General features: G+C 64.2%; 9 protein-coding genes. 3 read left to right on the top strand and 6 right to left on the bottom strand.

What is annotated here, in order from left to right; translation table 11 throughout:
• Window positions 1–21: 21 nt before the first annotated feature.
• The 5 genes from AABD04_RS09095 to AABD04_RS09115 all read right to left on the bottom strand — a co-directional run bounded on the left by AABD04_RS09095 (window position 22) and on the right by AABD04_RS09115 (window position 6,262).
• Complete coding sequence (locus tag AABD04_RS09095; RefSeq protein ID WP_341440957.1) at window positions 22–1,548, bottom strand: flippase; 1,527 nt, start codon at window positions 1,546–1,548, stop codon at window positions 22–24.
• Window positions 1,548–2,600: a glycosyltransferase family 4 protein gene (locus AABD04_RS09100; RefSeq protein WP_341440958.1), complete on the bottom strand. Its 1,053-nt coding sequence runs from the start codon at window positions 2,598–2,600 to the stop codon at window positions 1,548–1,550. Before AABD04_RS09100 ends, AABD04_RS09095 begins: the two co-directional genes overlap by 1 nt.
• Window positions 2,510–3,883, bottom strand: coding sequence for an O-antigen ligase family protein (locus AABD04_RS09105; RefSeq protein ID WP_243594117.1), 1,374 nt, complete (start codon window positions 3,881–3,883; stop codon window positions 2,510–2,512). The genes AABD04_RS09100 and AABD04_RS09105 overlap by 91 nt, the downstream gene beginning before the upstream one ends.
• A gap of 40 nt (window positions 3,884–3,923) precedes the next feature.
• Complete coding sequence (locus AABD04_RS09110; protein ID WP_341440959.1) at window positions 3,924–5,402, bottom strand: sugar transferase; 1,479 nt, start codon at window positions 5,400–5,402, stop codon at window positions 3,924–3,926.
• 152 nt (window positions 5,403–5,554) lie between these two features.
• Window positions 5,555–6,262 carry a GAF domain-containing protein gene (locus tag AABD04_RS09115; RefSeq protein WP_341440960.1) on the bottom strand — a complete coding sequence of 236 codons (708 nt, stop codon included), beginning with the start codon at window positions 6,260–6,262 and terminating at the stop codon, window positions 5,555–5,557.
• A gap of 167 nt (window positions 6,263–6,429) precedes the next feature.
• Here AABD04_RS09115 and AABD04_RS09120 point away from each other — a divergent pair, with 167 nt between their 5' ends.
• Both AABD04_RS09120 and AABD04_RS09125 read left to right on the top strand, forming a co-directional pair.
• Window positions 6,430–7,548, top strand: a complete 1,119-nt coding sequence (locus AABD04_RS09120) for an endo-1,4-beta-xylanase (protein ID WP_341440961.1) — start codon at window positions 6,430–6,432, stop codon at window positions 7,546–7,548.
• Window positions 7,549–7,591: 43 nt separating this feature from the next.
• Window positions 7,592–8,512: an alpha/beta hydrolase gene (locus AABD04_RS09125; protein ID WP_341440962.1), complete on the top strand. Its 921-nt coding sequence runs from the start codon at window positions 7,592–7,594 to the stop codon at window positions 8,510–8,512.
• On the opposite strand, the gene AABD04_RS09130 is transcribed toward AABD04_RS09125, so the two are convergent.
• Window positions 8,506–12,639: a bifunctional nitrate reductase/sulfite reductase flavoprotein subunit alpha gene (locus AABD04_RS09130; protein WP_341440963.1), complete on the bottom strand. Its 4,134-nt coding sequence runs from the start codon at window positions 12,637–12,639 to the stop codon at window positions 8,506–8,508. The two genes, AABD04_RS09125 and AABD04_RS09130, sit on opposite strands and share 7 nt — an antisense overlap.
• A gap of 260 nt (window positions 12,640–12,899) precedes the next feature.
• On the opposite strand from AABD04_RS09130, the gene AABD04_RS09135 reads away from it, so the two are divergent.
• The gene (locus tag AABD04_RS09135) at window positions 12,900–14,093 is read left to right on the top strand and encodes a L,D-transpeptidase (protein ID WP_243594111.1); all 1,194 of its coding nucleotides are present in this window, start codon (window positions 12,900–12,902) and stop codon (window positions 14,091–14,093) included.
• Window positions 14,094–14,100 lie beyond the last annotated feature (7 nt).

The following is a 14,100-nucleotide window of genomic DNA, read 5'->3' on the forward strand; positions in this document are numbered from 1 at the left end:
TGTCCGTTCGTTCCGTAGTCCTCACTGGGTGCGTGCACGGTGTCGTCCTTTCTCGGCTGATCCCGGAAACGGTGACTCGGCGAGTCCGATCGCGACGAACGCATACAGCAAGGCCGCGACCGTCAGGGCCGCCGCAACGGACACGAGCAGCCACACGCCGGGATAGTGCTGCACCAGGAACCAACCGCCGACCGTCGTGCCCGCGGTGATGACAAAGATCACCGAAATGGATTGCAGCGGAAACAGTCTGGAAACGGGCATACTCCTCGCGATCACGATCCACAACAGGACGAGGGTGGTTCCGATCGTCACGACGGTGGACACTGCAGCTCCGTCGTACGACATCCGCGGGATCAGAACGAGGTTCAACCCGATGTTCAGGACCAGACCGACCATCGCCACCAAGGGGTAGTGACGCTGCATTCCGGCCGATGCGAGCAGGAATATCCCCAGCATCACCAACGACATGAGCGCTGCGCCGATCACCAGCAGACGGGCTGCATGAGCTCCGTCGACGAAGCTGTCGCCGTAGAGCAGGCCGATCAACGGCTCCGCCGAAGGTACGAACGCCGCGACAGCCATTGCACCGAAGAGTGCGAACAGCAGTGCGGCCGAACGGGAGCGTGCGCGAAATGCTGTGGTGTCATGGGGCCACGACGCGACGAGCAGGGTGCTGATCGGGGCCACCGCAGCCAATACGAAAGTGTCGATCATGTCCGAGAACTTGTAGCCGATGGAATACATGCCCACCGCTTCGAAGGTGTCGAGCAGGCTGAGCATCAACATGTCGATCTTGAGCATGGCAATGGTGAGGGCGAAGCCGATCGCGAGTGGCACGGCCTCCTTCAGATAGGGCCCCCAGCGGCGGATTTCGATGTGCTTCGACGGCCGCAGCCCCATCGAACGGTTGCCGATGCCGAAACCCTTGGTGATCAGCTTGAACACTTCGTTGGCCACGGCGGGGAGAACGAAGATCAACAGGGTGGGGGCCAGTACGGCAGCCAGTACGGTCAACGCCAATTGGATTGCCTGACCAGAGCTTTCGGCAACAGCCACGAGTACCAGACGGTGACGGCTCTGGAAGAGCACGCTCAAGGCGTGCCCCGGCGTCGCGAACACGACCACCAGTCCGCCCACCACCGTCGCCAGGACCACCTCGCTCGGATACTGCAGCAGGAGAACGTATGCCACGGCCAGCACGTACCCCACCAATCCGAGTACGGTACGCAGAGCCAGAAACGACGACGCAGTTCGACCGATTTCGTCGGGGTCGTCGTCCATCAGCTTTGCCAGCACGACGCGTCCGACTCCGAGATCGGTCACGACGGACATCAAGCCGAGCAGTGCGAAGACGAAGCTGAACTGGCCCCAGTCGTCGGGTCCGAGGGATCTCGCGACGATGACGCTGCCCCCCCAGCCCAGGGCCGCGATGACGACTCTGCTGATCAGAACGGCAATCGTCGCTTTGGCCGCAGCCTTCGGATCCGCTGCGACAGCGCGGTAGTCCGGGGGCTGCTCGGTGCCGTCGAGCGCGAGGTCGTCGGACATCAGGTCACGCCCGCAGCGCGATACGCCTCGGCGGTGAGCTCCGCCGTTCGACGCCAGCTGATCTCACGGGTGGCAACGGCCGCCGAGGCGACGAGAGCCGCGCGCGCGTCCGCGTCGAACACGATGGGTTTCATCGCCTGCACCCAGTCGTCGACGTTCTCCGATCCGACGAGTACGGCACCGTCACCGACGACGTCGGGGAGGGCACCGACGGCACTGGCGACCACCGCGCCGCCCGAGGCCATGGCCTCGACCGGCGGTAGTCCATAGCCCTCGTAGCGAGAGGCGTACGCGGTGACGGTCGCGGCAGCATAGAGAGCGGGCAGATCCTCGACATCGACGTACCCGAGACCCCGGGAATTGCGTGGCGCGTCGCGGCCGGTCGAGCCGGCTCCGGCCAGCAGGCACGGGATGCCGAGACTCTCGGCAGCGTCGGTCACCAGCTGAACGTTCTTGCGCGGCTCCACTGTTCCGACCTGCATCACGAAACGTTCCGGTAAGTCGTACTTGGACCGAACACCGTCTATTCGGCCCGCGGTCGGGACGGTTGCCCACGCTGCCGGTGCCAGTCCGACCACGGTGGCGTCGCGCCCGCTGACAGCCTTGATCCGATCGGCGGTGAACTGCGAGACCGCGATGAGCAGATCGGCACGGCGGAGGGCGCGCCGCACCAGTCTCTGCTCACCCAGCGCGCGAAATCTGCTGGAGGCCGACGGCATGTCGATCACCGAAAGGTCGTGCACCGTCGCAACGGTGAAGGCCTTGGTGAACAGTGGGAGGTCGACATCGAGGCCGTGCACTACGTCGCAGTCTCCGACGGGGAGGGCACCGAGCAGCGCGCGAGCAGCACCGCCGGCGACCGGCCGCTCGACAGCCCGAACCGAGGGTGGGAGCTCGCCGACGGCGTCGCGCTGCACCACCGCGGCGAGATCGGCATCGGTCAGACAATCCGGTAGTTCGTTCAGGAGCTCGCGAATGTAGGTCTGTACTCCGCTTCCGCCCGGCCGGAGGGCGAGCGCCCCGAAGACGATTCGTGTTGCGCTGCTGCGCATCCCACCACTCCTAACAAGAGCCAGAAATAGACATCGATCGGAAAGATCTCGAAATACGTGGAGACGAGACTGGCGAACATGGCTGCGACGATCGACGCGCCGACGCCGAGGGCAAGCGCGCCGTCGTCACCTCGCAGTGCACGTGCGAGGCGCGTGCACCACAGCAACGACGTCACCAGCAGTGCCACCACCGCCCAGAGCCCGATCGGCCCCAGTTCGAGCAGGGCCTTCACGTAGTAGTTGTCGGGCTGGTAGTTGGTCGAGAGTCCCGATTCCGTGAACGCGGCGCCCTCGGCGGTGGAGATACGGTCCGCCGCCGAACCACTCGATCCCAGGCCCGTCCCGAACGGATGGATCAGGATACTGGCAATGATGTTGGCCCAGCCGTCGCCGCGTTGGCCCAGGCTGCTCGACGAGAAGAAGACCGAGGTGACCTTGGGTACGAAGGGAATGGCAACCGCAACCGCGACCGCAGCAAGCGCGAGCGGCGCGGCGAGGTAGCGGAAGCGCACAGCGATCAAGTAGATGGCTCCGACCGCGAGCCCCAGAATTGCTCCTCGCACGATCGAGCTGGACATGGCGACCACCATCATCGGAGTCGCGCACAGGAACAACATGTTTCGACGACGGCGTGGGTCGGCCAGCGCGACCGCACCACCGACGAGCAACGCCAGCATCACGTACAGCCCGAACGGGAACGGCAAGTTGAACGTGCTGAACGTACGGAGCAATCCACCCGAGGTTCGGACCTGCGTGTCGTATTCGTACCCCAGCGCCACCAGTGCTGCGGGTCCTGCCACGAGTTGCGCAATGCCCACCACCGAGGTGAACACACCCATACCCATGAGAACGGAGACGAGGTGGTCGCGGTCCTCGGCGTCGAAGGGCGCAAGCCACATGACGACCACCAGCAGGATGTAGAAGAAGGTCACCTTGATGCCGAACACACCGACGATCCCGAACGTGGCGAAGGCCGACACGGTGCCGAACACGACGTAGACGACGGCCGCGGGCCACCACGGCACGAACACCCGAGGTGTCGAGCCACGGACGTGCCGGGGTCGGCGTAGCCACGCACACAGAACCGTGAACACGACGAGGCCTTCCTTCCAGCCGGACACCACCCCGGGCAGAGGCACCAGAACCAGAAGGCCGTGTAGCGGAACGAGTGCAGCGAGCAACAGCACTCCGCGCTGCGGGCGGCGGTAGATCGCCGACGCCACCGCGCAGCCCAGCGCAAGCACCACCGCCGCACCGAAAGCGAGTGCTACGTACGTGATCACGGGATGACCCGAACGTGGCCGCGTTCGGCGTAGATCACGATCAGTCCTCGGCGCGCTTCAGCACGGCCAGGACTGTGAGGAACAGGATCTTGACATCGAGCCACACGGACCAGTTCTCGATGTAGTAGTTGTCCCATTCGGCGCGGTCCGCGATGGAGGTCTGGCCGCGAAGGCCGTGAACCTGAGCCCATCCCGTCACACCGGCCTTGACGCGGTGTCTCTCTCCGTACCGACGGATCTGCATCTCGAACAGGTCGACGTACTCGGGACGCTCGGGGCGCGGACCGACCAAACTCATGTCGCCGCGAAGTACGTTGAGCAACTGTGGAAGTTCGTCCATCGAGGTCTGGCGCATGATCTTTCCGATGCGCGTTCGTCGATCCACACCTTCGACACCGCCGGGTGCGTCACCGGCCTTCCGCTCGAATTCGGCGTCGGATGCCCGCGGCGGTCGCATGGAGCGGAACTTCAGGCAGTCGAACGGCAGTCCGTCGCGGCCGATTCGCTCCTGCTTGAAGAAGATCGGGCCGGGGGAGCTCAGGCGTACGAGCAGCATCAGCGTCAGGAAGACGGGGGAGAGCAGGAGGAGTCCGAATGCGGTCAGGACTCGATCGATAAGTCCCTTGAGGGCGAATTGCCACCCCTTGGGGTTCACGTGCGGAAGCACCATCAACGGCAGACCGCCGATGTGCTCGACGCGAGTGTTGACGCCCACGGCGTCGTACAGCCTGGGCACCACCCACACTCGCATACCGAGGCGGTGCGCAGTCCTGATGGCGCCGAGCAACTCTCGGTCCTCGGTCGGTGCGAATGCGACTATCAGCTCCTCCGCTCCGGTTCTCCGCGCAACTGCCTCGAAATCGCTCGGGAGCCCCAGGTGCGGGAGATCGGGCACCTCGCCGGCGGGCGAGACGTCTGCGACCGGTGCCGCACCGACGTAGCCGACCGGTGCGAGACCGTACTCGGGGAACTGGCGTGTCCTCGAAACAAGTTGGTGCGCAATGGGATCGTTGCCCAGCACGATGGTCGGCGCGGCAGATCCGAACTTGGTGCGAAGTGTGCGCTGGACGACGACACGGATCAAGCGGGCGAGCGCGACCGTGATGCAGGCCAGCAACCACAGGCGTAGTACGACTGTGCTGGGCCGATAGTCGGTGTCGGCCAGAAACATTGCGACCAACAGCGCGAGCGAAGCGAACGCGACAGCAGTTTCGGCCGGACCGATCTCGTCGAGGAAGTTGCGCCGAAGGCCGCGTCGGTACATCGACTTGCCGGCCAGGACTCCGATCAGCAGCGGCAGGAACAGCCATGGGAGCCAGCCGGTGTCGGTGAGACTGCCCGAATACCAGAGCAAGGCTCCGATCACAGCGACGGCTGCAGCAAGCACATCCACCGCAACGGTGATCACGGTGTTGAGGGGATCGACTCGAAGCCGATCGACAAGGGGGCGACGGGCGGCAACGGTGTCGGCCTCGGCAGCCTGCGGGCGAGTGCGCGGTGAATCCAGTGTCTTCGGCACAGCTACTTCCGGTGACTAGTTCGGATCGGTTGGTCCTATAAATCCCATTCAATGTATACCGGCACGAAAGGGACTACCCGGTCGACATATCGAAAAAGACCTGAAGTCGGTTGTGGGTTGAAAATGCTTATTTCCGTCGGGTAAAAGCCCTCTTATTCGAAAACACGCTCGCGAATTATCCACGCCAGATCTTGCAGTATCTGTACGTGGCCGGTCGTCCACTGGCGCGGCTGCTGATCCCATACACACAGGGTGCCCACGGAGTGCCCGGCGTCGTCGGTGAGCGGAACTCCGAGGTAGGAGACGAGAAGGTTGGCCTGTACGGAGGGGTGATCCTTGAGGATGTCGTTGAGTCGAGCGTCCTCGACCACCAAGGGTTGACCGAGATCGATCGCATAGCGGCAGATGGACCCGTCGAGGGGCACCTCCTGCGCGCCACCGAGTTCCGCGGGAAGCCCGAGGGCGCTCTTGAAGTACTGACGCTTGTCGTCGAGAAGGGAGAACGCAGCCGACGGGGCGTTCAGTGCATCGGCCACCATGGTGACGATCCGGTCGTATCCCGCGTCGGATCCGGTGTCCATCAGTCCAGTTCGCGCGACGGCGGCCAGCCTGTCGGGATCGTCGATCGGGGTGCCGAACGCTCGCGTGACCTCGGCGGGGCCGACGCCTTTCTCCGAACCCTCCTGCAGAGCGCGAAGCAATGCGCCCACTTCGGATTCCTGATCCTCGGACAGTTCCCGTACGAGCCGGTCGACCACCGCACCGCGAACGAATTCGTCGGTGGAAAGACCGGATTTCTCCGCCTGCCTGGCGAGCAGCTCGTTCAGGCGGTCGTCGAAACCGGGAAATCCTGTCGTCATTGTGCAGATGGTAGTACAGGCCGAGTTCTCGTACCGACGCTCGGGCGGTGCATCCCGCATTCTCGCGCCTGTCGTGAGTTATTCGGGTTCGGTGAGACAAAGCAGGAAACAACGGGGTAATGCCGATACACCGATATCGCGTTCCCGGTCGTTGCTAGCATCTGCCGATGAGAATGAATCCGACGCGACGAGCGAGTGCAGCCCTGTTGGTCGTGCTGTTGTCGTTCGCGGCCGGGGCGGTACCCGCAACTGCATCTGCTCTGCGAACGCAGCAAGCACCCGCAGGAGATCCAGGATGTGCGCGGCAATCGGATGCAATGCGGATCGGAGTCTCACCCGGAGCGACGATCGGTGCGCTGTCTCCTGCGGATCTGGATCGGGAGCTCACTCTTGCCCGTGACGCCGGATCTTTCGCGGTTCGTCTCGACATCGATTGGTCTGCCATCGAGTCGACACGGGGCAGATTCGATTGGAGCCGCACCGACCGGGTCATCGATGCCGTTGTGGCCCACGGCATGTGCGTGCACGGCATCATCGCGTACACCCCGAGATGGGCACGAGTGGCCGGTGCCGTCGACGATTCGCACTCACGACCTGCGAACCCATCCACCTTTGCGGCGTTCGCCAAGACCGTGGTTCAGCGGTACCAGAGCCGAATCAAGATCTGGGAGGTGTGGAACGAGCCGAACATCGTGACATTCTTCAAGCCCGTTCCCGATGTGGCGGCGTACTCGGCGCTGCTCAGAGCGACCTATACGGTGATCAAGCAGGTGCAACCGAATTCCACCGTGCTCGCCGGCGGGATGGCCCCCGCCGAGGACGCGAACGGCAACATCGCGGGTACGACGTTCCTGTCGAAGATGTACGCGCAAGGATCGAACAGGTACTTCGACGCCTTCAACGTTCACCCGTACACGTGGCCGTATCTCCCCAACGACCCGAGCACAGCGTCGTGGAACACCGCCATGAAGATGTGGTCCATGCGAGACACCATGGTTGCCGGCGGTGACAGCGGCAAACAGATCTGGATCACCGAGTTCGGAGCCCCCACCGGCACGGCCCCCAACAGTGTCAGTGAGCAGGTGCAGTCGGACAGCATAGGGATCGTGCTCGATGCTGTCCTCGGCAGCGACTGGCTGGGGCCGGCCTACGTCTACAGCCTCCGCGACGCCGGCTCGAACACCGCAGACACCGAACAGAACTTCGGGTTGGTACGCCGAGACTGGACGCCCAAGATCGCCTATGGACGCGTCGACGCCTATGCCGCGGAGCATTCCGGTCGGTAGTCGACCTGTTCCACCGTCAGCCGGGATGGGCTACTGTCTGCGCATGAATTCGCAGCCGGGGGGCTCGAGCCCAGATCGCATCGATGTCACGTTCGATTCTCACGGAGACGCCTGCGCGGCGTGGCTCTATCTCCCGACAGGTTCCGGATCCGCTCCGGTGATCGTCATGGGACATGGCCTCGGCGGAACTCGGGAAATGCGGCTCGACGCCTATGCCGAGCGCTTCCGGGCTGCAGGGTATGCCTGCCTGGTGTTCGACTATCGCTACTTCGGGGCCAGTGGAGGCGAGCCCCGACAGCTGCTCGACATCACGGCACAGCTGCAGGACTGGGCATCGGCCATCGCCCACGCCCGCTCGCGTACGGATGTGGACAACTCCCGAATCGTGTTGTGGGGCTCGTCTTTCGGTGGTGGTCACGTCATCGTCGCTGCCGCCCGAGACCAGCAGGTCGCCGCCGTGATCTCGCAGTGCCCGTTCACCGACGGGATTGCGTCGGGACTCGCGTCGAACACCTGGACGTCGGTGAAGCTGTCCGGCCGGGCACTGGGTGACCTGGCGGGATCGGTGATCGGACGACCGCCGCTGATGGTGAACACGGCCGGGCGACCAGGGACGACCGCGCTGATGACCTCACCCGACAGCTACGACGGCTATCTGGCGCTCGCGCCGGATGCCGACGAGACGTTCCACAACCGAGTCGCCGCCAGAGTCGCGCTGCACATCGTGCGGCACCGGCCCGGGCGTCGGGCGAAAGACGTCCGGTGCCCCATCCTGTTCGTCGTCTGCGAGACCGACTCGGTCGCGCCTGCGAAGGCCACCCTGCGCTACGCACGGACGGCACCGCATGCAGAGATCAAGACCTACGACGCCGGTCATTTCGAGATATACCTGGGCGAGGCATTCGAGCAGGTGGTGGCAGACCAGATCGAATTCCTGAGCCGCACGGTCCCACCGACTCAGTAGACGTCGCGAACGTACCGCTTCTCGGCGGCAAGGGCTTTCACATAGGCCTCGGCACTGCTGGGCGCGAGCTTGCCGTGTTGTGCCACCACACCTTTCAGTGCGGCATCGACGTCCTTGGCCATTCTGGACGCATCGCCGCACACGTAGAAGTGGGCACCGCGGTGAATCCAGTTCCACAGCTCCGCCCCGTGCTCACGCATCCGGTCCTGGACGTAGACCTTGTCCTTCTGATCGCGTGAGAAGGCGACGTCCAGGCGGTTCAGCGAACCGTCGCTCAGCATCGCCGTCAGCTCGTCCCGATAGTAGAAGTCCGTGTCGGCGTGCTGTTCACCGAAGAACAGCCAATTGTGGCCGGTGTGCCCGAGTGCGCGCCGCTCGTGCAGGAAGGCGCGAAACGGGGCTACACCGGTACCCGGGCCCACCATGATCATCGGGGTGTCGGGATCGTCGGGGGGCCTGAAGTGCGAGGTCTTCTGCACGAATATCCCCACCTCCTCATTCGACGCATGGTCGGCCAGGTACGTCGAACACACGCCGCGCCGGGGAACACCGTGCACGTTGTAGCGCACCGCGGAGACAGTCACCTGTACCTCGTTCGGGTTCTCCTTCGGGCTCGACGAAATCGAGTACAGCCGCGGCTGCAACGGCTTGAGAACTCCCAACCAGTCCTCCGCCGATGCTCGAACCGGATGTGCAGCAAGCACATCGGTGGACTGGCGACCCCACATCCAGTCGGCCAGCGCGTGCTTGTTGTCGGGGTGCAGCATCGCCTCCAGGTCGTCGTCCGCGGTGCGTCGGTAGACGAACTTCAGTAGATCCGTTGTTGCACGGGCGATTTCGAGGTGGGAGCTCAGCGCCGTGCGCAACGACATCGAGCCGTATCCGGAGAGGTCGACAGGGGCGTCATGGTCCAGGCCGGTGGCCTCCAGCCACTCGTCGACCAAGGCATCGCTGTTGCGGGGCCACACTCCGAGTGCGTCGCCGACCTCGTACTCGAGGGTGCCGTCGGGGAGATGAAATCCGAATTGGCGGACATCCTTGACGGACCCGCGTGCGGTCAGTACACGATTGCGTACGAGAGTAGTCACCAACGGCGACTTCTTGCTGTATCGCTCCGGCTGGGCTCGGGTCTGCGGAGCCGAGCGTTCGACGGACTCCACCCGTGCTTCGGCGCGGATGGTGCCGTCATCGCGCCCGAGTCGATCGACCACGGCATCGAGCCACGCCGCCGCCTCGTTCTCGTAGTCGGGTTCGCAGTCGACCCGCTCGAGAAGTCGCCGGGCACCCAACTCGGTGAGGCGCTCGTCGATCCTGCGACCGTGGCCACAGAAGTCTGCGTAGCTGGAGTCGCCGAAAGCCAGCACGGCATAACGGATTCCCGGGAGCTTCGCCGTGGTCTCGGCGACGAGACTGTCCCAGAACGTCGCACCGTTGTCGGGTGCTTCGCCGTCACCGGTGGTACTGCTGACGATGAGCACATCGGCCCCGGTGGGCAGTCGATCGACGGTGAACGTATCCATCGAGTGTTCGGCGATCGTCAGGCCGGCTCCGCGCAGGTGGGAGAGGCAGGACTGGGCGTACTCCTCGGCGGTCCCGGTTTGCGAGGCCCAGAGCAGCAGTACCGGGCGTCCCCCCGGAACGGCCTCTGCCGAGATGCCGGCAGTGGTGATGTCGGTGTCGGGCCTACGCGAGTACAGGCCCGCGAGCACGCCGTCGAGCCAAGCGTGGGTCTCGGGCGACAGGGGAGTCTGCGACGGCAGAGTGGGTGTTCCGGCGGCGTTGCGACCCGCCGCACTGCCCAAACCTTCGAGAAGGCCCGCCACGTACCGTTGTTCGATGGTGGTCAGTGGTTGCGAAGGACGCGCAGGGCGGCCGACGATCGTGGCGAGTGCATCGACCGGGTCGTCCGTACTGTCGTCGCTCACGCGGGACGGAGACTGGGCTGCAGCAACTTTCGTGAGCGTCACCGCGCAGGCCTTGAACTCGGGTTGCTGAGAGTACGGATCGATGGCGTCGTTGGTGACGGCATTGATGGCCAGGTACTCGCCGAATTTTTCGCTCCAGTGGAAGGGTGCGAAACAGCTGCCAGGAAGGACTCGATCGGTGACGACGGCGGGAAGGACGGCGCGGCCTCGGCGGGATGCGACTTCGACGCTGTCGCCGTCGAGGACGCCGAGTCGATCGGCGTCGAGTGGGTGCACCTCGACGAACGGGCCGGAATCGAGCTTGTTCAGCTTGGCGACCTTGCCGGTCTTGGTCATGGTGTGCCACTGATGGGGCAGTCGACCGGTGTTGAGCAGGAACGGGTAGTCGTCGTCGGGCATCTCCGCAGGCAGCATGGCGGGCCTGGCGAAGAACTGGGCCCGGCCGCTCGGGGTAGGAAAGGACAGCGCGGGGATCGAACCGTCCGCCGATACCCGTTGCGTCTGGCTGACCCCGTCGTTGAGGTAGCGGATCGGGTGCCGGGTGGTTGTCGCATCGGGTGGGCACGGCCACTGGATCGGACTCTCACGCAACCGGTCGTAGGTGACCCCGCGAATGTCGTAGCCGGTGTTCGGATTCCAGAAAAGCTTGATCTCCTCGAACACCTCCTCGGCGCTCGCATAGGTGAAGGCTTCGGCATACCCCAGCGCGCAGGCCATGTCGGCGATGATCTTCCAGTCCGGTAGCGCGCCGCCCGGTGCCTCCAGCGCCGGTTGGAACAGCGTGAGGTTGCGTTCGGAATTGACCATCACTCCGTGCGATTCCGTCCACAATGCGGCGGGCAGCATCACATCGGCGTAGTCGTTGGTTTCGGTATCGGCGAACGCATCCTGGGTGATGACCAGCTCGGCGCGCTCGAGTCCGTCGATCACCGTCGTTCTGTTGGCCACCGAGGCAACGGGATTGGTGCAGATGATCCAGCAGGCCTTGATCTCGCCTGCAGCGAGCTTGGAGAACATCTCGATGGTTCCGCCGCCCACGTCGGTGCGCAGCGTTCCGCGCGGAACGCCCCACCGATCCTCGACGAATTCGCGGTCGGCGTCGTTGACCACCGCTCGCTGTCCCGGCAGCCCGGGACCCATGTATCCCATTTCCCGTCCACCCATGGCATTCGGTTGCCCGGTCAGGGAGAACGGTCCGCTACCGGTCTTGCAGATGGCACCGGTCGCCAGATGGAGGTTGCACAGCGCGTTGGTGTTCCAGGTTCCGTGCGTCGACTGGTTCAGGCCCATGGTCCAGCAACTCATCCAGTTCTCTGCACGGCCGATCATCGCGGCCGCGGCTCGCAGGTCCTGCTCGTCGAGACCGGTTGCGCTGCACACCTTGTCCGGGGTGTAGTCGCCGAGAAACTCGGGCATCGCGTCCCACCCGTCGGTGAACTCGGCGATGAACTCGGGGTCGATGTCGCCGTTCTCGACGATGAGCGCGAGCAGACCGTTGAGCAACGTTAGATCCGAACCCGGCTCGAGTTGCAGATGCAGGTGGGCTTTGTCCGCCGTGGCAGTGCGACGCGGATCGACGACGATCAGCTTCGCGCCTGCCTTGACGCGGTCCATCATCCGCAGGAACAGAATGGGGTGACAGTCGGCCATGTTGGAACCGATGACGAAGAACACGTCGGCGTGGTCGAAGTCCTGGTACGACCCGGGCGGACCGTCGGCCCCCAGCGATTGCTTGTATCCGGTTCCCGCGCTCGCCATGCACAGTCGGGAATTGGACTCGATCTGGTTGGTGCCGATGAATCCCTTGGCCAGTTTGTTCGACAGGTACTGGGCCTCGATCGACATCTGACCCGAGACATACAGCGCGATCGCATCGGGGCCGTGTTCGTCGATGATGGCGCGCAGCCGCCGGGCGGTGTCGTTGATCGCCACCGAGGTGTCCATACTTTCCGGCTGCCCACCGCGGCGCTGCCGAATCTGGGCCTTCTCGAGCCGTCCGGGACCGGCGAGCATGTCCGCGGTGGTGGTTCCCTTGGTGCACAGCCGGCCGAAGTTGGCCGGGTGAGACTTGTCGCCGACGGATTTGGTGACCACAGGCCTGGTCGCAGTCGTAACGGCGGACGTGGACGGGCCGCCGACCTCGAGCACCATGCCGCATCCCACGCCGCAGTACGCGCAGAGTGTCTTCACCGTGGTGACCATGGATTCCACAGTGCCCGGCCGAGGGTGCGCCGTCATTACACGTCAGTTAGCCGGATATGACGTTGTCCTCACCGTGCCCGGGGAAGAGCGGTGAGTCCCGCCTGGGAGCTGAGGAAAAGCGGACGTGAGGTAACACGAACTTCCTGGTATGCGATTGGTACTCGAACGTTACTCATCGAACGGGCTGTCGAGTGGAGTGTGCAGATTCTCCGCTGGCACAATTGTCCGGGTCGGGTTCGAAGTGGGAAGTGGTGTGTGTCATGAGGGTGTATCGCGGATTCGTACTCGCCGCGGTGGGAGTGGTTGCTTCGGTGGCAGTCCTGTCGGGATGTAGTTCTGCGTCGGACATCTCGGAACCGTCGGTGCCGATCGATTCCAATCCGATGACCGAGCTGATGAAGCCGAAGCTGACCTCGAGCGTCCTCGACGGTGCCGTCGGATTCTCGCCGGCCGACCCGGTGACCGTCTCGGTCGCCGACGGCAAGCTGTCTTCGGTGACGATGCTCAATCCAGAGGGAGAACCCGTCTCGGGCGCGATTTCGCCCGACGGATTGTCGTGGACCAACACCGAACCGCTCGGCTACGACCGCGAGTACCGCGTCCAGGCCGACGCGTACGGACTCGGGGGAGTGTCGAGCACGGTGTCGAGCTTCACCACCAGTCAACCCGGCAACTTCACCAAGCCGTACGTGCTGCCGAACCCCGGTGCCATCGTCGGAATCGGTCAGCCGGTCGCGGTTCAGTTCGACGAACCGATCACCGACAAGGTCGCCGCGCAGAACGCCATCACCGTCACCACGACTCCTGCCGTCGAGGGCGCGTTCTACTGGGTCAACAACTCCGAAGTTCGCTGGCGGCCGCAGAACTACTGGGCGCCGGGCACCACGGTCGACGTTGCGGTGAACGTGTACGGGCGCGATCTCGGTGACGACATCTTCGGTCAGGAGAACGCCACGACGTCGTTCACGATCGGTGACGCCGTCATCGCCACCGCCGACGACAACACCAAGCAGGTGACGTTCAACGTCAACGGCCAGGACGTCATCACCATGCCGACATCGATGGGCAAGGACAGCACACCCACCGACAACGGCGTCTACATCATCGGGGACCGCTTCGAGCACCTGGTGATGGATTCCTCGACCTACGGTGTTCCGGTGAACTCGTCGAGCGGATACCGCACTCCGGTCGACTGGGCGACGCGAATGTCCTACAGCGGCATCTTCTTCCACTCCGCACCGTGGTCGGTGGGGCAGCAGGGCTATTCCAACGCTTCACACGGTTGCCTGAACCTGAGTCCCACCAACGCGAAGTGGGTCTACGACAACACCAAGCGCGGCGACATCGTCGTCGTGAAGAACACCGTCGGCGGAACGCTGTCGGGTACCGACGGCCTCGGCGACTGGAATGTCCCCTGGGACGAGTGGAAGGCGGGGAACGCCACCACGGTCTGATCGGTCT

The sequence above is a fragment of the Rhodococcoides navarretei genome (genome assembly GCF_038069675.1).
GTDB lineage: Bacteria > Actinomycetota > Actinomycetes > Mycobacteriales > Mycobacteriaceae > Rhodococcoides > Rhodococcoides navarretei.